This window comes from Pseudomonas sp. 37 R 15, from assembly GCF_900004865.1.
Classification (GTDB): domain Bacteria; phylum Pseudomonadota; class Gammaproteobacteria; order Pseudomonadales; family Pseudomonadaceae; genus Aquipseudomonas; species Aquipseudomonas fluorescens_AM.
In genome coordinates this window covers 23564-43260 of record NZ_CVTV01000061.1, presented here as the reverse complement: position 1 = coordinate 43260, position 19697 = coordinate 23564, and the positions used below count along the sequence as shown (strand labels likewise).

21 protein-coding genes and 2 pseudogenes are annotated in these 19697 nt (G+C 60.0%); 9 read left to right on the top strand and 14 right to left on the bottom strand.

Annotation, left to right across the window (positions count from 1 at the left end; all coding sequences use genetic code 11):
• The first annotated feature begins 144 nt into the window (after nt 1-144).
• Together rph and BFQ04_RS25955 are read left to right on the top strand one after the other, a co-directional pair.
• A complete protein-coding gene (gene rph, locus BFQ04_RS25960) occupies nt 145-867 on the top strand; it encodes a ribonuclease PH (protein WP_065953241.1) in 723 nt (240 codons plus the stop codon).
• A gap of 22 nt (nt 868-889) precedes the next feature.
• On the top strand, nt 890-1258 hold the full coding sequence (locus tag BFQ04_RS25955) for a DUF4870 domain-containing protein (RefSeq protein ID WP_065953240.1): 369 nt from the start codon (nt 890-892) through the stop codon (nt 1256-1258).
• Nucleotides 1259-1317: 59 nt separating this feature from the next.
• On the opposite strand, the gene BFQ04_RS25950 is transcribed toward BFQ04_RS25955, so the two are convergent.
• On the bottom strand, nt 1318-2097 hold the full coding sequence (locus tag BFQ04_RS25950) for an exodeoxyribonuclease III (protein WP_003195493.1): 780 nt from the start codon (nt 2095-2097) through the stop codon (nt 1318-1320).
• Nucleotides 2098-2179: 82 nt separating this feature from the next.
• On the opposite strand from BFQ04_RS25950, the gene pyrE reads away from it, so the two are divergent.
• Nucleotides 2180-2824, top strand: a complete 645-nt coding sequence (gene pyrE, locus BFQ04_RS25945) for an orotate phosphoribosyltransferase (RefSeq protein ID WP_003195489.1) — start codon at nt 2180-2182, stop codon at nt 2822-2824.
• Between the two features lie 117 nt (nt 2825-2941).
• Here pyrE and BFQ04_RS30595 read toward each other — a convergent pair.
• From BFQ04_RS30595 to coaBC, 8 genes and pseudogenes are all read right to left on the bottom strand, one after another.
• A pseudogene (locus BFQ04_RS30595) lies at nt 2942-3028 on the bottom strand (hypothetical protein); the annotation flags it as partial.
• A gap of 24 nt (nt 3029-3052) precedes the next feature.
• On the bottom strand, nt 3053-3436 hold the full coding sequence (locus BFQ04_RS25940) for a hypothetical protein (protein WP_065953239.1): 384 nt from the start codon (nt 3434-3436) through the stop codon (nt 3053-3055).
• Nucleotides 3423-3995, bottom strand: coding sequence for a hypothetical protein (locus tag BFQ04_RS25935; RefSeq protein WP_065953238.1), 573 nt, complete (start codon nt 3993-3995; stop codon nt 3423-3425). The genes BFQ04_RS25940 and BFQ04_RS25935 overlap by 14 nt, the downstream gene beginning before the upstream one ends.
• A gap of 16 nt (nt 3996-4011) precedes the next feature.
• Entirely contained in the window at nt 4012-4224 is a 213-nt protein-coding gene (locus BFQ04_RS25930) for a hypothetical protein (RefSeq protein ID WP_065953237.1), read from the bottom strand.
• 204 nt (nt 4225-4428) lie between these two features.
• Nucleotides 4429-5334: an acetylglutamate kinase gene (argB, locus tag BFQ04_RS25925; RefSeq protein WP_065953236.1), complete on the bottom strand. Its 906-nt coding sequence runs from the start codon at nt 5332-5334 to the stop codon at nt 4429-4431.
• A gap of 19 nt (nt 5335-5353) precedes the next feature.
• A pseudogene (locus tag BFQ04_RS25920) lies at nt 5354-6757 on the bottom strand (phosphomannomutase/phosphoglucomutase); the annotation flags it as partial.
• A gap of 257 nt (nt 6758-7014) precedes the next feature.
• Complete coding sequence (gene dut, locus BFQ04_RS25915; protein WP_065953428.1) at nt 7015-7470, bottom strand: dUTP diphosphatase; 456 nt, start codon at nt 7468-7470, stop codon at nt 7015-7017.
• Between the two features lie 5 nt (nt 7471-7475).
• Nucleotides 7476-8684 (bottom strand): bifunctional phosphopantothenoylcysteine decarboxylase/phosphopantothenate--cysteine ligase CoaBC, encoded by a 1209-nt coding sequence (gene coaBC / locus BFQ04_RS25910; protein WP_010207499.1) that lies wholly within the window; start codon nt 8682-8684, stop codon nt 7476-7478.
• A gap of 154 nt (nt 8685-8838) precedes the next feature.
• Here coaBC and radC point away from each other — a divergent pair, with 154 nt between their 5' ends.
• Entirely contained in the window at nt 8839-9513 is a 675-nt protein-coding gene (radC, locus tag BFQ04_RS25905; RefSeq protein ID WP_065886945.1) for a RadC family protein, read from the top strand.
• A gap of 54 nt (nt 9514-9567) precedes the next feature.
• Here the strand turns inward: radC and BFQ04_RS25900 are convergent, their stop codons facing one another.
• Nucleotides 9568-11160, bottom strand: a complete 1593-nt coding sequence (locus BFQ04_RS25900; RefSeq protein WP_065953234.1) for an ABC transporter substrate-binding protein — start codon at nt 11158-11160, stop codon at nt 9568-9570.
• A 458-nt stretch (nt 11161-11618) separates the two neighbouring features.
• On the opposite strand from BFQ04_RS25900, the gene rpmB reads away from it, so the two are divergent.
• Together rpmB and rpmG are read left to right on the top strand one after the other, a co-directional pair.
• On the top strand, nt 11619-11852 hold the full coding sequence (gene rpmB / locus BFQ04_RS25895; RefSeq protein ID WP_003176907.1) for a 50S ribosomal protein L28: 234 nt from the start codon (nt 11619-11621) through the stop codon (nt 11850-11852).
• Between the two features lie 11 nt (nt 11853-11863).
• Nucleotides 11864-12019 carry a 50S ribosomal protein L33 gene (gene rpmG / locus BFQ04_RS25890; RefSeq protein WP_003176906.1) on the top strand — a complete coding sequence of 52 codons (156 nt, stop codon included), beginning with the start codon at nt 11864-11866 and terminating at the stop codon, nt 12017-12019.
• 71 nt (nt 12020-12090) lie between these two features.
• Here the strand turns inward: rpmG and BFQ04_RS25885 are convergent, their stop codons facing one another.
• Complete coding sequence (locus BFQ04_RS25885; RefSeq protein WP_065953233.1) at nt 12091-12453, bottom strand: cupin domain-containing protein; 363 nt, start codon at nt 12451-12453, stop codon at nt 12091-12093.
• Nucleotides 12454-12683: 230 nt separating this feature from the next.
• Between BFQ04_RS25885 and BFQ04_RS25880 the strand changes: the two genes are divergently transcribed.
• On the top strand, nt 12684-14177 hold the full coding sequence (locus tag BFQ04_RS25880; protein ID WP_065953232.1) for an aldehyde dehydrogenase: 1494 nt from the start codon (nt 12684-12686) through the stop codon (nt 14175-14177).
• Between the two features lie 71 nt (nt 14178-14248).
• Here BFQ04_RS25880 and BFQ04_RS25875 read toward each other — a convergent pair whose 3' ends face one another.
• Together BFQ04_RS25875 and BFQ04_RS25870 are read right to left on the bottom strand one after the other, a co-directional pair.
• Nucleotides 14249-15817: a phospholipase D family protein gene (locus tag BFQ04_RS25875; RefSeq protein ID WP_065953231.1), complete on the bottom strand. Its 1569-nt coding sequence runs from the start codon at nt 15815-15817 to the stop codon at nt 14249-14251.
• Between the two features lie 61 nt (nt 15818-15878).
• Nucleotides 15879-17303, bottom strand: a complete 1425-nt coding sequence (locus BFQ04_RS25870; protein WP_065953230.1) for an aminotransferase-like domain-containing protein — start codon at nt 17301-17303, stop codon at nt 15879-15881.
• Between the two features lie 166 nt (nt 17304-17469).
• Between BFQ04_RS25870 and BFQ04_RS25865 the strand changes: the two genes are divergently transcribed.
• Entirely contained in the window at nt 17470-17694 is a 225-nt protein-coding gene (locus BFQ04_RS25865) for a DUF1127 domain-containing protein (RefSeq protein ID WP_065953229.1), read from the top strand.
• On the opposite strand, the gene BFQ04_RS25860 is transcribed toward BFQ04_RS25865, so the two are convergent.
• Entirely contained in the window at nt 17695-18987 is a 1293-nt protein-coding gene (locus tag BFQ04_RS25860; RefSeq protein ID WP_065953228.1) for an NAD(P)/FAD-dependent oxidoreductase, read from the bottom strand.
• Nucleotides 18988-19101: 114 nt separating this feature from the next.
• On the opposite strand from BFQ04_RS25860, the gene BFQ04_RS25855 reads away from it, so the two are divergent.
• The gene (locus BFQ04_RS25855; protein WP_065953227.1) at nt 19102-19455 is read left to right on the top strand and encodes a YkgJ family cysteine cluster protein; all 354 of its coding nucleotides are present in this window, start codon (nt 19102-19104) and stop codon (nt 19453-19455) included.
• Nucleotides 19456-19697: the final 242 nt, after the last annotated feature.

Genomic DNA, 19697 nt, shown 5'->3' with positions numbered 1-19697 from the left:
CAGGAGTGTAGCGCAGTGAGGCGGGTGCGCCCAGACAATGGGCGATGGACCGCGTATTCGTAACCGGATTTTTAGAAGTGCCCCGAATCCGCTGGCGGCTCTATAATGCTCGGCAGTTTTTCGTCCTCAGTACAGGAATTCCCTATGAAACGTCCAAGTGGTCGCGCTGCCGATCAGCTCCGCTCGATCCGCATCACCCGCAACTACACCAAACACGCCGAGGGGTCCGTACTGGTCGAGTTTGGTGAGACCAAGGTGATCTGCACCGTCAGCGTCGAGAACGGCGTGCCGCGCTTCCTCAAGGGCCAGGGCCAGGGTTGGTTGACCGCCGAGTACGGCATGCTGCCGCGCGCCACCGGCGAGCGTAACCAGCGTGAAGCCAGTCGTGGCAAGCAAGGCGGGCGTACCCTGGAAATCCAGCGCCTGATCGGTCGTTCCCTGCGCGCTGCCCTGGACATGTCCAAGCTGGGCGACGTGACCCTGTACGTCGACTGTGATGTGATCCAGGCCGATGGCGGCACCCGTACCGCGTCGATCACCGGCGCCATGGTGGCTCTGGTCGACGCACTGAAAGTGATCAAGAAGCGCGGTGGCCTCAAAGGCGGTGACCCGCTCAAGCAAATGATCGCCGCCGTCTCGGTCGGCATGTACCAGGGCGAGCCTGTGCTGGACCTGGACTACCTGGAAGACTCGGCCGCCGAGACCGACCTGAACGTTGTCATGACCAGCACCGGTGGCTTCATCGAAGTGCAGGGCACCGCCGAAGGCGCGCCATTCCAGCCGGCCGAGCTGAACGCCATGCTGGCCCTGGCCCAGAAAGGCATGACCGAAATTTTCGAACTGCAAAACGCCGCACTGGCTGACTAAGCCGGTCCTCAGGAGAAGCGCCATGAATGACAGCCAGTTGCCGGTTCCGACACCGTCCGGGGAAGTACGCCAGTTGGCGATGTTGTGTCATTTCGCGGCGTTTGCAGGGTTGGTGTTCCCCTTCGGCAGTTTGTTGGGGCCGTTGATCCTGTGGCAGTTCAAGAAGGACGTGGACCCGTTCATCGATGATCAGGGCAAGGAAGCCTTGAACTTCCAGATCACGGTGGCGATCGCCTGGCTGGTGTGCCTGTTGCTGGGCTTCGTAGTCATCGGCTTTTTGTTGATGACCGTGCTGGTGATTGGAGCGCTGATACTGACGATCATTGCCGGTATCAAGGCGAATAAGGGCATTGCCTACCGTTATCCGTGGACCTGGCGCCTGGTCAAGTAAACAGTTGCCCACAAAAAAACCGACATCGCTGTCGGTTTTTTTGTGTCTGGAGAATGACCTCAGATGGTCAATGTCCAGTCGTAGTCCACGATCAGCGGCGCGTGCTGCGAGAAGCGCGGCTGGCGCGGCAGGCGTGCACTGCGTACGAACCGGCGCAGGCCCGGGGTCAGCAGCTGGTAGTCGAAACGCCAGCCCAGGTTGAGCATTTCGGCCTGTTCGTTATCCGGCCACCAGCTGTACTGGTCGCCTTCACGGCTGACTTCGCGCAGCGCGTCGACATAACCCATGTTGCCGACAATTTCGTCCATCCAGGCCCGTTCCGGCGCCAGGAAACCCGGGGATTGCTGGCTGTCGCGCCAGTTCTTGATATCCAGCTTCTGTTGCGCCACGTACAGCGAGCCACAATAAATGTACTCGCGACGTTTGCGTCGCTGTTTATCCAGATAACGGGCGAAATCGTCCATTAGCTTGAATTTCTGGTTCAAGTCTTCATCGCCGTTCTGCCCCGAAGGAAGCAGCAAGGTCGCGATGCTGACCTTGTCGAAATCGGCTTGCAGGTAACGCCCGTAGCGGTCGGCTGTCTCGAAGCCGAGGCCGCTGATGACCGCCTTGGGTTGCAACCGCGAGTACAAAGCCACACCACCTTGGGTGGGCACTTCGGCATCGCAGGCATAAAGGAAGTAGCCATCCAGTTGGAAGGCTGGGTCGTCCAGTTCAAAGGCGGAGGCACGGGTGTCCTGCAGGCAGATGACGTCGGCATTCTGTGCTTGCAGCCAACTGAGCAAACCACGCTCGACTGCAGCCTGAATACCATTAACGTTCACACTGATGATCCGCATAAATGGCCCCAAAAATCGCGTGCGTGTATGATACACGCCGTCCACCTAATTAGCTAAATCCGTGGTATCTGAGGCTTTTTTCATGCAGGCGTATCAACGCGATTTCATTCGTTTTGCCATCGATCGCGGGGTTTTGCGCTTCGGTGAGTTCACCCTCAAGTCCGGGCGCACCAGCCCGTATTTCTTCAATGCCGGCTTGTTCAACTCGGGCTCGGCCCTGGCTCAGTTGGGGCGTTTCTACGCGGCAGCCATTGTTGAAAGCGGTATTTCCTTCGACGTGCTCTTTGGTCCGGCCTACAAGGGCATTCCCCTGGCCGCTGCGACGGCGGTGGCCCTGGCGGAACATCATGGGCAGGACTTGCCGTGGTGCTTCAACCGCAAGGAAGCCAAGGCTCATGGTGAAGGTGGCAGCCTGGTCGGCGCCCCGTTGACCGGCGATGTGCTGATCATCGACGACGTCATCACCGCAGGCACCGCGATCCGCGAAGTGATGCAGATCATCGCCTCCCAGGACGGCGCCAAGGCCGCCGGTGTGCTGATCGCGCTGAACCGCCAGGAGCGTGGCAACGGTGAGTTGTCGGCGATCCAGGAAGTGGAGCGTGATTTCGGCATTCCGGTGGTGAGCATTGTGTCGTTGAACCAGGTGTTGCAGTTCCTGGAAGATGATCCGCAGCTTAAACAGCATCTACCGGCAGTGCGGGCGTACCGCGAGCAGTTCGGCGTCTGATACAGCAAGTAATGTGGGAGGGGGCTTGCCCCCGATAGCGGTGCATCAGTGCTGGATACTCCAACTGATACGCCGCTATCGGGGGCAAGCCCCCTCCCACATTTGTTTTCAGCGTTTTTAAGGACGCTTGCGATTGCTGATCAGCGTACCCACACCCGTATCGATGAAGATTTCCAGCAGGATCGCGTTCGGAATCCGGCCATCGGCGCTCAGTTCGTCGACTTGTTGCTAAGCCAATTTCCGCCATTTATCGATCAATCGCACGACAAGCCAGGCGTTGAACAGCGCAAACACCAGCAATGCCAGGACCACCAGCACGTACAACGTGCGATCCACGTCGAAGTTCCACAGGTCCAGTCTGCTGCTGTTCATAACGCGGACGGCGGTGGGCAGGTTTACGTAAAACAACGCCATGAAAGTACTGGTCATGGGTAGGGCGCAGGCGAGCAAAATATTGAGGACTTTAGTCCTGCTACGTTTCCTGGCCTGCGCGCCTGATTGGCTCTCATCCAGCGCTAACACGTCATGAACTTTGGGCCACGCCAAGTTGAACATGAAGGTGGCCAGGGTCAGCAGCAGGCCGCTGACCGCGACGATGTCACCCAACGGCATTCAGGCCCAGCGTTTGGCACAACAGCGCGTGTGAGTCTTCGCTGATCTCGAATTGCCCGGCACTGCCCTTGCGTTTAGTGATGGGTTTGAAGGTGGGCTCATTTTGCGTAATGAGCATGTTCAGCTCATCGCGGATGACGTCCGAGCTGATGACCACCAGATACACCGCCTGTGCATGCTCTGCAGACTCGATCACAGTTTGCATACTGTGCTGCAGGATCTCGTCCAATTGATTACGAAAGCGTGAAACCGTGTTTTTCAGCAACGTTTTGCTTTGGCTTTGGGTCAGCTGAAAGATCGTCGAAATCTGCGATTCAGTGGGCAGAGTCTGCCCGAAATAGCTTTGAATCAGATACAGCAAGCGATCCTGTTTCGCCTCATCTGCCCTACTTGGCATGCCACCCTCTACCAGCATTTTCAAATACTCGGTCAGGCTTGCTTTGGCGATGCGTTGTAAGGCACTTGCAATTTCGCTATCGGAAATTTTCAGGGTTTTCTTGACCGGCTCCCTCTGTTCCCGCTGGAAAGTATCGGTATCGATGGTGAACGAGATCTCCATAGTCCAGTCTCCGCCGTTATTGGGAAGGCTGGTTCGGGTACGGATCTTCGACGGCGTCACCTTGGCCGGTGAGGATATGCCAGCCTTTCAGGAGGTGCGTGCCTGGTTTGAAGTCAGGACAAGGTGGGAGTGAAGTCTTCGACTGATTGCTGTAGTGGCGTCCGCAGTCGGCGCACTCATAAGTGCCTGCCGAGACGTCGCTGCCGTAGGGGGTGTGGACTTTTTGCATGGGGAAGATCTCCTGTGGAATTAAGGAAGATCCTAAGCAGATGCATGCCGGCACGATGTCGGATGATTCGATCATTGCGGTAGGGCATTTCCCTCTCGCATTGAAAAGACCGCAGATCTCGTCGATTCCTTCGGAAGTTTCGTACGCAGGTGCGCGTTGCCGAAGGAATCGACGAAAAACTACGGTCTAGGTAAGATTTTCACGTCATTGACGCTTGCGGTTGCTGATCAGCGTACCTACACCCGTATCGGTGAAGATTTCCAGCAGGATCGCGTTCGGAACCCGGCCATCGAGGATCAGCGAGCTGCCGACGCCACCTTGCACCGCTTCCAGCGCGCAGCGGATCTTCGGCAGCATGCCGCCATAGATGGTGCCATCGGCGATCAGCTCGTCGACTTGTTGCGTAGTCAGGCCGGTGAGTACTTTGCCTTCCTTGTCCATCAGGCCGGCGATGTTGGTCAGCAGCATCAGCTTTTCAGCTTTCAGCGCTTCTGCCACTTTACCGGCCACCAGGTCGGCGTTGATGTTGTAGGACTCACCGTTGGCGCCCACGCCGATCGGCGCGATCACCGGGATGAAGTCACCCTTGACCAGCAGGTTGAGCAAATCGGTGTTGATGCCGATCACTTCACCTACCTGGCCGATGTCGATGATTTCCGGCTGGGTCATTTCCGGTGTCTGGCGCGTCACGGTCAGTTTTTTCGCGCGGATCAGTTCCGCGTCCTTGCCGGTCAGGCCAATGGCGCTGCCGCCGTGGCGGTTGATCAGGTTGACGATGTCCTTGTTGACCTGGCCACCGAGCACCATTTCCACCACGTCCATGGTCTGCGCGTCAGTGACGCGCATGCCATCGATGAAATGACTCTCGATCGACAAACGCTTGAGCAGGTCACCGATTTGCGGCCCACCGCCGTGGACGACAACCGGGTTGATCCCCACGGCTTTCATCAGCACGATGTCGCGGGCAAAGCCGGTTTTCAGCTCGTCGCTTTCCATGGCATTGCCGCCGTACTTGATCACCAGCGTCTTGCCGACGTAGCGTCGAATATAGGGCAACGCTTCGGACAGGACCTTGGCGGTGTTGGCAGCGGCTTCGCGTTCGAGGGTCATTCAGGGCTCCGGTAAAAAATCAGAACGGTAATTGGAGATCAGGGGCAACACGTTTCAACTGGACGTGGAACACGTCCTTGATGCGCTGCAACTCAGCCTCGGTATCCGCCTCGAAGCGCAGCACCAGCACCGGCGTGGTGTTGGACGCGCGAACCAGGCCCCAGCCTTTGGCGTAATCGACTCGCACACCATCAATGGTGGTCAGGTTGGCGCCTTCACCCCATTGCGCGTCGTGCAGTGCGTCAATGATGCTGAATTTGCTCTCCTCGGTCACATGGATATTGATCTCTGGCGTAGAAATATCGTTCGGGAAGGTCTGAAACAGCGCTTGCGCGGTGGATTTTTCCTTGCTGAGGATCTCCAGCAGGCGCGCAGCGCTGTAAATGCCATCGTCAAAACCGAACCAGCGTTCCTTGAAGAACACGTGACCGCTCATTTCGCCGGCCAGCAAGGCGCCGGTTTCCTTCATTTTCTTTTTGATCAACGAGTGACCGGTCTTCCACATTAACGGGCGACCGCCGTATTCCTTGATCAGGGGCGTGAGACGACGGGTGCATTTCACGTCGAAGATGATTTCGGCGTTGGCATTGCGCGCCACCACGTCACGGGCGAACAGCATCAGCAGGCGGTCCGGGAACACGATCTCGCCGGTTTCGGTCACTACGCCTACGCGGTCGCCGTCGCCGTCGAAGGCCAGGCCCAGGTCGGCGCCCACTTCCTTGACCTTGGCGATCAGGTCCACCAGGTTTTCAGGCTTGCCGGGGTCCGGGTGATGGTTGGGGAAGTTGCCGTCAACATCGCAGAACAGGGGAATCACTTCACAATTGAGGGCTTCGAGCAATTGCGGAGCGATCACGCCAGCCGCCCCGTTGCCGCAATCCACCACCACTTTGAGGCGGCGGGCGAGCTTGACGTCGCGGGTGATTTCGTCGGAGTAGCGCTGCAGGATGTCGACCTTGGTGACACTGCCAGTGCCGCTGCTCAGGTCGTTGGTTTTCAGGCGAGTGTGCAGAGCCTGGATCTGTTCGTTGGCAAGGGTGTCGCCGGCGATAACAATTTTGAAGCCGTTGTAGTCCGACGGGTTGTGGCTACCGGTCAGCATCACGCCGGACTTGCCGGCCAGGACGTTGGCGGCGTAATACAGCGCAGGCGTGGGCACCAGGCCGACGTCGCTGACATGGCAACCGCTGTCGGCCAGGCCCTGGATCAATTGCTCCACAAGCTGCGGGCCGGACAGGCGGCCGTCACGACCTACCGAAATATTCGGCTCGCCCTGGGCCAGGCTCTGTGAACCGATGGCGCGGCCGATCCAGTAGGCGGTTTCGGCGGTCAGGGTCTTGGGCACCACGCCACGAATGTCATAGGCTCGGAAGATGCTGTCGGGAAAGCTCGGGGCTACGCGGGCTGCAGTACTCATCGCGGGGGGAACTCCATCTGAAAGGGGGCAAGGCTGGCCTGATGTGGCTGGCCGGCAGGCTCAAACTGAAGGGTATGACGACGTTTTCGGCAGAGAGTTCGTGGTGTAAAAGTGCCATCGGCGCTTCGGCCTTGCGCTCATATTTGCGTAACTTCTTGATTTTATTTGATAAAATCCGCTGATAATTTACGCGCATTCTTCATCCTGAAAAACCGGGCGGTGGCGTCTGGCCGGGCAATTGCGCCCGGCCCTGTTCAGCTTAGTCAGTGACTGCCGGAATGCCCAAAACCACCTGCGCCACGCTGGGTTTCGTCGAATTCCTGCACCAGTTCGAACTGCGCCTGGACCACCGGCACCAGCACCAGTTGGGCGATGCGCTCGCCGACCGCGATATTGAATGCGGTCTGGCCGCGGTTCCAGCACGACACCATCAATTCGCCCTGGTAGTCGGAGTCGATCAGGCCCACCAGATTGCCCAGCACGATGCCGTGTTTGTGGCCCAGGCCGGAGCGCGGCAGGATCAGGGCCGCCAGGCCCGGGTCGCCGACGTAGATCGACAGGCCGGTGGGGATCAGGATCGTCTGGCCTGGCTCGAGGACCGTGTCCTGCTTGAGCATGGCGCGCAGGTCCAGGCCGGCGGAACCTGGGGTGGCGTAGGCCGGAAGTGGGAATTCGTTTCCGATGCGTGGGTCGAGGATCTTGGCTTGCAAAGCGTGCATGGACATTAAACCTGGTTCAGCCGTTGGGCGATAAAAGAGATCAGTTGACGGGCAATCTTGCCCTTGCTGGTCTGGGCGAAAACGGTGGCGTGCAACTCGCGGTCGATCACGCTGATGGCATTTTCCTCACTGTTGAAGCCGATGCTCGGGTTGGCGACATCATTGGCAACGATCAGGTCGAGGTTTTTGTCTTTCAATTTGCGCGCGGCGTAGTCCAGCAAATGTTCGGTCTCGGCGGCGAAGCCGACGCTGAACGGACGATCCGCACGTGTGGCGATGGTGGCCAGAATGTCAGGGTTGCGCACCATTTGCAGGAGCAGGCCATCGCCGCTTGTAGGGTCTTTCTTGAGCTTTTGCGGTGCAACGACTTCCGGCCGGTAGTCCGCAACCGCTGCCGAGGCGATGAACAGGTCGCACGGAATGGCCGCTTCACAGGCCGCCAACATGTCCCGGGCGCTGACTACGTCGATTCGGGTGACACGATCGGGCGTCGGTAAATGCACCGGGCCAGTGATCAGGGTGACACGTGCGCCTGCCTCAACCGCTGCTTCAGCCAGGGCAAAGCCCATTTTTCCTGAGCTATGGTTGGTGATGTAGCGCACCGGGTCGATGTTTTCCTGGGTCGGGCCCGCGGTGATCAGTACGTGTTTACCGGTGAGAGCCAGGTGCTGGAAGCACTCGGCGGCACACAGCGCCAGGTCAGTGGCTTCGAGCATGCGGCCCATGCCGACGTCGCCACAGGCCTGGCTGCCGGACGCCGGGCCGAAGACCTTGAGACCACGGCTTTGCAGGAGTTGGGTGTTGGCCTGGGTGGCCGGGTCGCGCCACATGGCCTGGTTCATCGCCGGGGCAATGGCGACGGTGGCGTCGGTGGCCAGTACCAGGGTGGTCAGCAAGTCATCGGCAATGCCCTGGGCCAGGCGCGCGATCAGGTCGGCGGTGGCCGGTGCAATGAGCACCAGGTCGGCCCATTTGGCCAGTTCGATATGGCCCATGGCGGCTTCGGCCGCCGGGTCCAGCAGGTCCAGGTGAACCGGGTGGCCGGACAAGGCCTGCATGGTCAGCGGGGTGATGAACTCACTGCCACCACGGGTCATGACCACGCGCACTTCGGCGCCTTGGTCCAGGAGCCTGCGAACCAGTTCCGCGCTCTTGTAGGCGGCAATGCCGCCGCCGACGCCGAGAACGATGCGTTTCCGATACAGACGCTGCATTGGTTTGCCTTTCCAGTTCAGTGAAGCCAGTTCAGTGACGCCTGCGATGACCCCTCCCCAGGTGAAATCGCATGCAAAAAAGAGGGCCTACGATAACACAGCGTCCGTCCGGCAACAGCGGCGCATACGGCGTACATCATGGAAAGGAGGTGGGATGAGTATTCGCAATTGGCCTGCTGCCGAGCGGCCGCGGGAGAAGCTGTTGGAGTGGGGCGCGGCCAGTCTGTCCGATGCCGAGTTGCTGGCGATTTTCCTGCGCACCGGCGTATCCGGCAGGAGCGCCGTGGACCTGGCGCGCCACCTGTTGGCGCAATTCGGTGGGTTGCGCCCGCTGCTGGAAGCCAGCCAGGCGCTGTTCAATCAGCAGTTGGGCCTGGGGCCGGCGAAGTTTGCCCAATTGCAGGCGGTGCTGGAAATGTCCCGGCGCCACATGGCCGAGCGCCTGCGCAACGATTCGGTGCTGGAAAGCCCGCTGGCCGTGCGCGAATACCTCAAGGCGCTGCTGCGTCATGAGTCTCACGAAGTGTTTGGCTGCCTGTTTCTCGACTCCAAGCATCGGGTGCTGGGTTTCGAGGCGCTCTGCGAAGGCACCATCGATACCGCTCTGGTCTATCCCCGGCAAGTGGTCAAGCGTGCGCTGGCGTACAACGCGGCAGCGTTGATCCTGTGCCACAACCATCCTTCGGGAAGCGTGGACCCCAGCCCGGCTGATCGAAAATTGACCAAGGTTCTACAAAAAGCCCTGGAAATGGTGGACGTGCGGGTGCTGGACCACATCATCGTGGGCGATGGTGATCCGTTGTCGATGGCGGAATACGGATGGATGTAGAAGGCAGCTGCAAGGTTAGAGCTGCAAGCCACAAGTCGGCTTGCAGCTTGCAGCTTAAGGCTTGACGCTGACTTTGGAATAATCCTGGCGACCAAACGGGCTCACCTGGTAGCCACCGATATTCTTGCGCGTCAGGGCAAATGCTGTGGGGTGTGCCAGGGGCAGCCACAAGGCCTGCTGCTGGATCTGCGCCTGGGCCTGCTGGTAGAGCTTGGTGCGCACGCCTTGTTCGCTGGTGGTCTTGCCGGCGCTGATCAGCTTGTCCAGCGCAGGGTCGCAGTAGCGGGCGAAGTTGGTACCGGATTTGACGGCTGCGCAGGAAAATTGCGGGGTCAGGAAGTTATCCGGGTCGCCATTGTCGCCGGCCCAGCCCATGAAGAGCAGGTCGTGTTCGCCAGCTTTGGCGCGGCGAATCAACTCGCCCCACTCGATCACGCGGATGTCGGCCTGGATGCCGACCTTGGCCAGATCGGCCTGCAGCAGTTGAGCGCCAAGATTCGGGTTGGGGTTCAGCAAGCTGCCGGTAGGGCGGGTCCAGAGCGTGGTTTTGAAGCCGTCCTTGAGGCCGGCGCGGTTGAGCAGCGCCTTGGCTTTGGCGAGGTCTTGTGGATAACCCGGCAAGTCCTTGGCATAGCTCCAGGTATTGGGTGGATAAACACCATTGGCCGCTTCGGCGGTGCCTTCGAATACAGCCTTCAGGTAGCTGCCTTTGTCAAAGGCCAGGTTGATCGCCTGGCGTACCTCGGGCTTGTCCAGTGGCGGGTGCTGGCTGTTGATGGCGACGAAGGCAGTCATGAACGCGGCGGTTTTTTCCACCTTCAGGGCCGGGTCTTTTTCAGCTTCGCCCACATCCAGGGGCTTGGGCGACAGGGCGATCTGGCACTCGTCGCGATGCAGTTTCTGCAAGCGCACATTGGCATCCGGCGTGATGGCGAAGATCAGGTTATCCACCGTCGGTTTGCCGGCGAAGTAGTCTGGGTTGGCCTTGTAGCGCACCACCGCATCCTTCTGGAAACGCACGAAAACAAACGGGCCGGTGCCAATGGGCTGGCTGTTGAGCTTCTCGGGGGCGCCGGCCTTGAGCAATTTGTCGGCATATTCGGCCGGATAGATCGAAGCAAAACCCATGCTCAATGCTGCGAGAAATGTGGAGTCGGCGTGATCAAGGGTGAAGCGCACGGTCAGCGGGTCAAGAGCATCGATCTTCTTGATCAGCGCCGGCAATTGCAGGGATTGCGCGTGGGGAAAGCCGCTTTGGGCGATCTTGTGCCACGGGTTGGCCGGGTCGAGCATGCGTTCGAAGCTGAAGCGCACGTCTTCGGCCGTCAGGGTGCGGCTCGGGGTGAAATACTCGGTGCGATGGAATTTTACGTTCGGGTGCAGTTTGAAGGTGTAGGTCAGGCCGTCCGGGGAGACATCCCAGCTGTCTGCCAGGCTCGGCACCAGCTTGCCGGCGGTTGCGTCGTAGTCCACCAGGCGGTTCATCAGCACGTCCGCCGAAGCGTTGGTGGTGGTCAGCGAGTTGTACTGCACCACGTCGAACCCTTCGGGGCTGGCCTCGGTGCAAACGCTCAAATTGGTGGCGGCAGCGGCCGTCGGCGCGATAAAGAGGGGCGCTAGCAACAGCGGTAGGGCAGCGAGGCGCATATTCGGTTTCCTGTGCAGATCGAAGGCCCATCTGCGAGTGCAGTCTGGAAAAGTCCTACCGTAGTGGCCTGTTGATTAAATGACTAGCCTATTTTTGCCTGTGCTTTTGGCCAAAATGCTGTTTTGATGGCGCCTCAGCGCGTTTCAACGTGCAGGTCAGAGTGCTTGCAGGCGCTGAAAATCATTCTGTGCGACGAGCGGTCGGCTGTTACAGCGGCCCCTCCTGGCAACGGTTCAGGCGCCAATAGGCGAGATTTGCTCAGGTAAAAACACACTCGCTGTTGTTGCACCTGGGTCTTTCTGGTATAAAGCAGCGCTCTTTTCTAGGGGCCCGGTTCCTTCGCTTGTAGGTGTAGCCGGTAAGACCCTAAAGAAACGCGGCGCCTGGCGCCAAATGACTGAGAGATTAAGCGGCCAACCCATGCCGGGTTGGGCATGTGGTTTTAGAGGGCTGAGGCATGTCGAGAGTCTGTCAAGTTACCGGTAAGGGTCCGGTGACTGGGAATAACATTTCCCACGCAAATAACAAAACCCGTCGTCGTTTCCTGCCGAACCTGCAGCATCACCGCTTCTGGGTTGAAGAAGAGAAACGTTTTGTTCGCCTGCGTGTATCTGCCAAAGGCATGCGTATCATCGACAAGCGTGGCATCACTGTCGTGCTGGCCGAAATCCGCGCCGCCGGCAAGATCTAAGGAGCTCTATCATGCGTGAATTGATTCGAATGATCTCTAGCGCCGGTACTGGTCACTTCTACACTACCGACAAGAACAAGCGTACTACCCCGGACAAGCTCGAAAAGAAAATGTTCGACCCGCGCGTTCGCAAGCACGTGATCTACAAAGAAGGCAAAATCAAGTAATTGATTTCCTTCCTTGTGAAAAAAAGCCCGTATCTCACGATACGGGCTTTTTTTTGCCTGTGATTCGCTGATCAGGCCTTCTGTTCGAACACCACGTAGATCTTGCGGCACGCTTGCAGCACTTCCCAGGTGCCGCTGAAGCCGGCCGGGATCACAAAGCGGTCGCCGGCGCGCAGGGTTTTGGCATTCCCTTGGGCATCGCGCAGTACGGAAACCCCCTGCACGATCTCGCAGTATTCATGCTCGGTGTAATTAACTGTCCACTGCCCGATTTCGCCTTCCCAGACGCCCGCGTTCATTTGCCCGCATGGGCTGTTGTAGTGGTTGTAGATCGTCTGTTCGGGGTCGCCCTTGAGGATTTTCTCGGCGGCAGGGCGATAGCGGTCGGGGGCGGTATTGGCTTGGCTGAAATCGACGATGTCCTGGATGCTCATGTGCTTATCCCGTCTGGCCTGCAGTTGGAGAGCCCAAAGTCTATGTTTATTAAAATGAACATCGCAAGGGCGTTTGCCGCCGTTATGTCAAATATATTGAAACATCCCCAGCCGCTGGTTTAGGGTGGCAAGTGCCTTGAGCCGAACAGCAGGCTGGCCAGGCAAGCATTCGTGGAGGCGCCGGGATCACTTTTCCAGGCCCTTGTATCCAATAAGAGGAGGAGACTTGCATGACCACCCTGACCCGTGCCGACTGGGAACAACGCGCCAAGGACCTGAAAATCGAAGGCCGCGCTTACATCAATGGCGAATACACCACCGCCGCTTCCGGTGAGACCTTCGAATGCATCAGTCCGGTCGATGGCCGTCTGCTCGCCACTGTGGCCAGCTGTGACGCCGCCGACGCCCAGCGTGCCGTGGAAAACGCCCGTGCCACATTCAATTCCGGGGTCTGGTCACGCCTGGCACCGGCCAAGCGCAAGTCCGTCATGATCCGTTTCGCCGCGCTGCTCAAGGCCAATGCCGAAGAGCTGGCGCTGCTGGAAACCCTGGACATGGGCAAGCCGATCAGCGACGCCCTGAACATTGACGTCCCCGGCGCGGCCAATGCCTTGAGCTGGAGCGGCGAGGCAATCGACAAGATCTACGATGAAGTGGCGGCCACGCCCCATGATCAACTGGGTCTGGTGACCCGTGAGCCCGTCGGCGTAGTCGGTGCGATCGTACCGTGGAACTTCCCGCTGATGATGGCGTGCTGGAAACTCGGCCCGGCGCTGTCGACCGGTAACTCGGTGATTCTCAAACCGTCGGAAAAGTCCCCGTTGACCGCCATCCGCATCGCCGCTCTGGCCGTTGAGGCCGGCATTCCAAAAGGCGTGTTTAACGTGCTGCCGGGCTACGGCCACACCGTGGGTAACGCGCTGGCAGTGCATATGGACGTGGATACCCTGGTGTTTACCGGCTCCACCAAAATTGCCAAGCAACTGTTGATCCGCTCCGGCGAATCGAACATGAAGCGCGTATGGCTGGAAGCTGGCGGCAAGAGCCCGAACATCGTATTTGCCGATGCACCGAACCTGCAAACCGCCGCCGCGTCCGCAGCCAGTGCCATCGCTTTCAACCAGGGCGAAGTCTGCACCGCCGGTTCGCGCCTGTTGGTGGAGCGTTCGATCAAGGACACCTTCCTGCCGCTGGTGATCGAGGCCCTCAAGGGTTGGAAACCCGGTAACCCGCTGGACCCTGCCACGAACGTGGGTGCGCTGGTGGACACCCAGCAGATGAACAATGTGCTCTCGTACATCGAAGCGGGGCATGCCGACGGCGCCAAACTGGTCGCCGGTGGCAAGCGCACCCTGGAAGAAACCGGTGGCACGTACGTCGAACCGACCATTTTCGACGGTGTGACCAACGCCATGAAAATTGCCCAGGAAGAAATCTTCGGTCCGGTACTGTCGGTGATCACGTTCGACAGCGCCGAAGAAGCTGTCGCCATCGCCAATGACACCCAATATGGCCTGGCTGCGGCGGTGTGGACGGCGGACATTTCCAAGGCTCACCTGACTGCCAAGGCCCTGCGTGCCGGTAGCGTGTGGGTCAACCAGTACGACGGCGGCGACATGACCGCTCCGTTCGGTGGCTTCAAGCAGTCGGGTAACGGTCGCGATAAATCGCTGCACGCGTTCGACAAATACACTGAGCTGAAGGCGACCTGGATCAAGCTGTAACCCTGCTGGAAACAGCACAGGGCAACTGTGGGAGGGGGCTTGCCCCCTCCCACATGGGGTATGCCTGATTTCTAGAGCATGCGCTCCAGGCCGACACTGGTGGCGAACCAGGCATTGAACCGGCGCCACCAACTGCCGGGCTCCCGGGTCAGGGTGTGCAACTGGCCGTTATCTTCCGTTACCCACACGATGTGCCCATCCTGCAGTTTCGCCTCGTAGCTCAGTGCTGGCGCCATCCCTTGCAGCGCCAGGTTGCGTACGTGTTCCGCCAGTTCCGGGCTGTCCACCAGTACGCCGACCTCGGTGTTCCACAGCACCGAGCGCGGATCGAAATTGAAGGAGCCGATAAACGATTTTTCCCGATCGAAAATCATCGCCTTGCTGTGCAGGCTGGAGTCGGAGCCGCGAAAGCTGCCGCGACGAAACAGGTGCGGCCCGCTGCTTGCGCTGGGGTCGCCAGGTTGTCGACGCAGCTCATAGAGTTTCACGCCATGCTCCAGCAGCGCCTTGCGATAGGGCGCGTAGCCGCCGTGCACGGCGGGTACATCAGTGGCTTCGAGGGAATTGGTCAGCAGGTTCACTGACACGCCCGCATCGGCGCGGCCCGTCAGGTACACCAGCCCGGGAGGCCCGGGAACGAAGTACGCCGAAATCATGATCAGCTCACGGCTGACGCCCTCCAGCTCCGGCGCCAGTTGCGTGGTGAGGAGCAACTGCGGGTCCGGGTCGGCCTTGGCCAGCACCTTGCTTGGGGCATCCCACAGGGCCTGGTTCCAGGCCCAGATCAACTCGCGACGCCAGATATCCATGCGCGGCTGGGTCTGGTAAGTGCGCAGGCGGTTATACAAGGCGTGGTTCTGCTGACGCGATTGGGTCAGCGAGGCCTCCAGGCGCCCACGCGCAACAGCGAGGTCGACCTTGGAGGGCATGTCCGCGACAAACTCATCGATAGGCTTGCTCAGCGCGCTGTTCCAGTACTGATCGAAACTGTGACCCAGTTGCTCGGCCACCGGCCCGACACTGAGCATGTCGATATCGGTGAAATTCAGGTTGGGTTCGGCATCGAAATACTCATCCCCCAGGTTGCGCCCGCCCACGATCGCCACGCTGTTGTCTGCCAGCCACAGTTTGTTGTGCATGCGCCGATGTTGCAGCGACAGGTTGAACAGGCGCCCCATGGCACGTGTCACCCCGGTGCTACGCCCCAGGTGCAGCGGGTTGAACAGGCGAATGTCGATGTTGGGGTGGGCGGCAAGCGTCGCGATGATCTGGTCGAGCCCGTCGCTGGTGGTGTCGTCCAGCAGGATGCGCACGCGCACGCCGCGGTCGGCGGCCTTGAGCAGTTCATCCACCAGCATGCGCGTGCTGATACCGTCATGCACAATGTAGTACTGCAGGTCGAGGCTGGTCTGGGCGTTGCGGATCAGTTCGGCGCGGGCCATGAAGGCTTCGCTGCTGTTGGGCAGCAGACGAAAGCCGGAGCGGCCCTGATACGGTGCCGCCTGGGCCTGGATCGAACGGCCGAAGGAGGAGTCTGCCGCCGGCAGCGCATCACTGGGTACGCGCGGTGTGTAGGCTGTCGCGCAGCCACCCAGTGCCAGTGCTCCCAACAGGGCAAGCGGTAAAAGCCGTTTAATCATCAAGGAAGCGGCATCCAGGTCAGGCGTTTGTCGGCATATGACGGCAATGGCTCGAAAAAGGTCAGTCTGCCGCTTCGGCTAGCAGGGTGTGCGCAGCGGTACCGACTTTGCGTACCGCTTCTTCAATCTGCGGCGTCGGTTTGGCAGCGTAGTTCATACGCAGGCAATTACGGTATTTGCCGGATGCAGAAAAGATGCTGCCTACCGCCACCTGGACGCCCTGGTCCATCAGCGCACGGTTGAGCTTGAGGGTATCGAAGCCCTCCGGCAATTCTATCCACAGCATAAAACTGCCCTGCGGCCGGCTGGCGCGCGTACCGGCGGGGAAGTAGCGGCTGACCCAGTCGAGCATCAGGTCGCGATTACGCTGGTATTGCGTGCGCATCCGGCGCAAATGCGGTTCGAAATAGCCGCCTTTGAGAAATTCCGCAATCGCGATCTGCGGCTGGGTAGCGGTCGAGCCTGTGCTGATGTATTTCATGTGCAGCACCCGGTCCAGGTAGCGCCCCGGCGCGACCCAGCCAATGCGCAGGCCAGGCGCCAGGGTCTTGGAGAACGAACTGCACAGCAGCACACGACCGTCTTCGTCAAAGGATTTGATCGTGCGCGGGCGCGGGTAGCTGTAGGCCAGTTCGCCATACACATCGTCTTCGATGATCGCCACGTCAAAGCGCTGGGCCAGGGTCAGCAGTGCGCGTTTGCGCGCCTCCGGCATGATGTAGCCCAAGGGGTTGTTGCAGTTGGGAGTGAGCTGGATGACTTTGATCGGCCACTGTTCCAGCGCCAATTCCAGAGCTTCAAGACTGATGCCGGTGATCGGGTCGGTGGGGATCTCGAGGGCTTTCATGCCCAGGCCCTTGAGGGTCTGCATGGCGCCGTGGAAACTTGGCGAATCCACCGCAACGATATCGCCGGGCTCGCAAATCGCGTGGATGCTGGCGGAAAGCGCCTCGTGGCAGCCGGTGGTGATGACGATATCCTCGGCCGTCAATTGGCAGCCGGAATCCAATGACAGTCGCGCAATTTGCTCGCGCAACTCCATACAGCCAAGAATGTTGTCGTAATACAGCCCGGGCAGATCCTGCCGGCGACTGACACGGGCCAGGCTGCGAAGCAACGGTTTGAGAGTGGGCGACAACACATCTGGCATGCCCCGGCCCAACTGTATGGTGTCTTTGCGCGGCACGGCACGAATCAATTCCAGCACCTGGTCCCACTGGGAAATCTCGACCGGTCGCTGGGCCGGGCGTCCCACCTCGGGCAGCGCCGGCAGTTCACGGCCCGCCGGCACAAAATAGCCGGACTTGGGCTTGGGCATCGCCAGGCCATTGTCTTCCAGCAATCGATAGGCTTGCTGCACGGTGCTCAGGCTGACCCCGTGCTCCACACTCAATGCGCGTACGGAAGGCAGACGGTCGCCGGGGCGATAGAAGCCTTGTTCGATGCGGGTGCCCAGCAATTCGGCGAGGTTGACGTAGAGGGTCACGGCGGTCACTCCCAACAGACCAGTACAGATAGGCGCAAAATACAGGATTCAGCCATGTATAGGCAGTGTCTGTATGGATTTAATAAAGGGAGGTTGAATCTGTATGGGTTTTGCGCGCGCGCTCATTCTAGTCACTCAAGGCAGCACGCTAACGAGGGACGGCAAAATGAATGGCATGAGCGATGTGCGGCTGGCGTTACACAGCCAGGAACTGGAAGCAGAGCAGGAGCGGGCGCCTTCTGTGCCCGGCGAAAACCGCTGGAGCCTGTTCTGGCGCCGCCGTCATACACGCAAGGTCTTGCTCACGCTGACGCGAGAGCAATTGCGCGACGTGGGGCTGACGGCAGAGCAGGCGCGCCATGAAGGCCTGAAGCCTTTCTGGCGCGATTGATCAGACCAGTTCCTTGAGGCGATGCCAGAGCATCCCCAGGGCCAGCAGCGGCGAGCGCAGGTGTTTACCACCAGGGAAGGTCATGTGCGGCACCTGGGCGAACAGATCGAAGCGCCCTTGTTGCTGGCCGCTGATGGCTTCGGCCAGCAATCTGCCCGCCAGGTGTGTGGCGTTGAGGCCGTGGCCTGCATAGGCCTGGGCGTAATACACATTGGGTTGATCCGCCAGGCGTCCGATCTGCGGCAACCGATTGGCGCCGATGCCGATCATGCCGCCCCACTGGAAGTCGATCTTCACATTGGCCAATTGCGGGAACACGTGCAGCATCTTTGGCCGCATATACGCGCCAATGTCTTGCGGGTCGCGCCCGGAATAGTGGCAGGCGCCACCGAACAACAGGCGGCGATCGGCGGACAGGCGGAAATAGTCCACCGTTACGCGCTGATCACATACCGCCATGTTCTGCGGCAACAGGCTGGCGGCTTGCGCTTCGCTCAAGGGTTCGGTAGCAATGATGTAGCTGCCGGCGGGCAATATCTTGCCGCTCAAGTGCGGGTTGAGGTCGTTGAGGTAGGCGTTGCAGGCCAGCACCAGCGTCGTGGCATGTACCTGGCCCAGGGCGGTGTGCACCTTGACCTGCGCGCCGTAGTCGATGCGCGTCACCTCGGACTGCTCGAATAATTGCACGCCCAACTGCCGGGCAACGGCGGCTTCGCCCAGGGCCAGGTTCAGCGGGTGCAGGTGCCCGGAGCCCATGTCGATCATCCCGCCCACATAGCGGTCGGAGCCGATCACGCTGGCCATCTCGCCGGCTTGCAGCAGGCGTACTGGATGGCGATAACCCAGGCTGCGCAGCTCTTCGGCGTCTTCGGCGAGACCCTGCAGGTCGCGGGGCTTGTTGGCGAGGTCGCAGTAGCCCCAGGTCAGGTCGCAGGGGATCTGGAAGCGCTCGACGCGCTCGCGTACGATCTCCACCGCTTCCAGGCCCATCAGTTTCATCTGGCGCACGCCGTCGGTGCCGATCACCTTGGCGAACTGGTCAAGGCCATGGCCGACGCCGCGAATCAGCTGCCCGCCGTTACGCCCACTGGCGCCCCAACCGATCTTGCGCGCCTCCAGCAGCACGACGCTGAAGCCGCGCTCGGCCAGCTCCAGGGCGGTGTTGAGCCCGGAATATCCCCCGCCAATCACGCAGACATCGGCACGCACCTCACCCGTCAACGCCGGGTAATCGGGGTGCGGCACGCTGCTGGCGGCGTAGTAGGACGCGGTGTGCCGGGCGCTGACGATCATGGGGGCCTCCCTGTTTGAAAAATTTGACGCAGGATACAACGGTCGGGCGAAGCTGTCTGCGCGGTGCGTTTTGAGTCAGAATCCACACCTATTCGCCGTTCGGTATGTGTTTCGATGAGTTGCAACAGTCAGAAAATCAGCGCGCTGCGTCGACAGATACCTTCGTTCGAGTGTGTCCCCGGTTGCCACGACTGCTGTGGGCCGGTCACCACGTCGCCCGAAGAAATGTCGCGCCTGCCGCGCAAGACGGCTGCCGAGCAGGAAGCGGCCATGGATGAGCTCAACTGCGTGCACCTGGGGCCTGACGGCTGCACCGTGTATGACGAGCGCCCGCTGATCTGTCGCCTGTTCGGCACTACCAAGACGTTGCCGTGCCCCAATGGCCGGCGGCCGGTGGAATTGATTCATCCACGGGTTGAAAAGCAGATTCACGCGTACATGGCGAGTACCCGGCAGGTACTGGTGTAGCGGATGTACTCGGTCAATGTGGGAGGGGGGCTCCCGTGGTGGCCTGTCAACCGACGGTTACCCACCTGATACACCTCGGTCCAAGTGTGGGAGGGGGCTTGCCCCCGATGGCGGCCTCTGGGCCGACCAGGATGTTGGATTGGACCGGGTACATATCCGTTTCTGCGGTAACGGCTGCTATGGGTTCCGCTTTTACAGCGGGTCACTTTTGGAAAAGAGCCCCAAAAGTAACCAAAAAGGCT

What these genes read in the sequence shown, in the direction of transcription:
- BFQ04_RS25935 (WP_065953238.1), bottom strand. Translation starts at nt 3,995, where the DNA reads ATGGAGATCTCGTTCACCATCGATACCGATACTTTCCAGCGGGAACAG.
- BFQ04_RS25875 (WP_065953231.1), bottom strand. Translation starts at nt 15,817, where the DNA reads ATGATTAAACGGCTTTTACCGCTTGCCCTGTTGGGAGCACTGGCACTG.
- BFQ04_RS25885 (WP_065953233.1), bottom strand. Translation starts at nt 12,453, where the DNA reads ATGAGCATCCAGGACATCGTCGATTTCAGCCAAGCCAATACCGCCCCC.
- BFQ04_RS25955 (WP_065953240.1), top strand. Translation starts at nt 890, where the DNA reads ATGAATGACAGCCAGTTGCCGGTTCCGACACCGTCCGGGGAAGTACGC.
- pyrE (WP_003195489.1), top strand. Translation starts at nt 2,180, where the DNA reads ATGCAGGCGTATCAACGCGATTTCATTCGTTTTGCCATCGATCGCGGG.
- BFQ04_RS25865 (WP_065953229.1), top strand. Translation starts at nt 17,470, where the DNA reads ATGAATGGCATGAGCGATGTGCGGCTGGCGTTACACAGCCAGGAACTG.
- BFQ04_RS25860 (WP_065953228.1), bottom strand. Translation starts at nt 18,987, where the DNA reads ATGATCGTCAGCGCCCGGCACACCGCGTCCTACTACGCCGCCAGCAGC.
- argB (WP_065953236.1), bottom strand. Translation starts at nt 5,334, where the DNA reads ATGACCCTCGAACGCGAAGCCGCTGCCAACACCGCCAAGGTCCTGTCC.
- BFQ04_RS25900 (WP_065953234.1), bottom strand. Translation starts at nt 11,160, where the DNA reads ATGCGCCTCGCTGCCCTACCGCTGTTGCTAGCGCCCCTCTTTATCGCG.
- radC (WP_065886945.1), top strand. Translation starts at nt 8,839, where the DNA reads ATGAGTATTCGCAATTGGCCTGCTGCCGAGCGGCCGCGGGAGAAGCTG.
- coaBC (WP_010207499.1), bottom strand. Translation starts at nt 8,684, where the DNA reads ATGCAGCGTCTGTATCGGAAACGCATCGTTCTCGGCGTCGGCGGCGGC.
- BFQ04_RS25855 (WP_065953227.1), top strand. Translation starts at nt 19,102, where the DNA reads ATGAGTTGCAACAGTCAGAAAATCAGCGCGCTGCGTCGACAGATACCT.
- BFQ04_RS25950 (WP_003195493.1), bottom strand. Translation starts at nt 2,097, where the DNA reads ATGCGGATCATCAGTGTGAACGTTAATGGTATTCAGGCTGCAGTCGAG.
- rpmB (WP_003176907.1), top strand. Translation starts at nt 11,619, where the DNA reads ATGTCGAGAGTCTGTCAAGTTACCGGTAAGGGTCCGGTGACTGGGAAT.
- BFQ04_RS25940 (WP_065953239.1), bottom strand. Translation starts at nt 3,436, where the DNA reads ATGCCGTTGGGTGACATCGTCGCGGTCAGCGGCCTGCTGCTGACCCTG.
- rpmG (WP_003176906.1), top strand. Translation starts at nt 11,864, where the DNA reads ATGCGTGAATTGATTCGAATGATCTCTAGCGCCGGTACTGGTCACTTC.
- dut (WP_065953428.1), bottom strand. Translation starts at nt 7,470, where the DNA reads ATGCACGCTTTGCAAGCCAAGATCCTCGACCCACGCATCGGAAACGAA.
- BFQ04_RS25880 (WP_065953232.1), top strand. Translation starts at nt 12,684, where the DNA reads ATGACCACCCTGACCCGTGCCGACTGGGAACAACGCGCCAAGGACCTG.
- rph (WP_065953241.1), top strand. Translation starts at nt 145, where the DNA reads ATGAAACGTCCAAGTGGTCGCGCTGCCGATCAGCTCCGCTCGATCCGC.
- BFQ04_RS25930 (WP_065953237.1), bottom strand. Translation starts at nt 4,224, where the DNA reads ATGCAAAAAGTCCACACCCCCTACGGCAGCGACGTCTCGGCAGGCACT.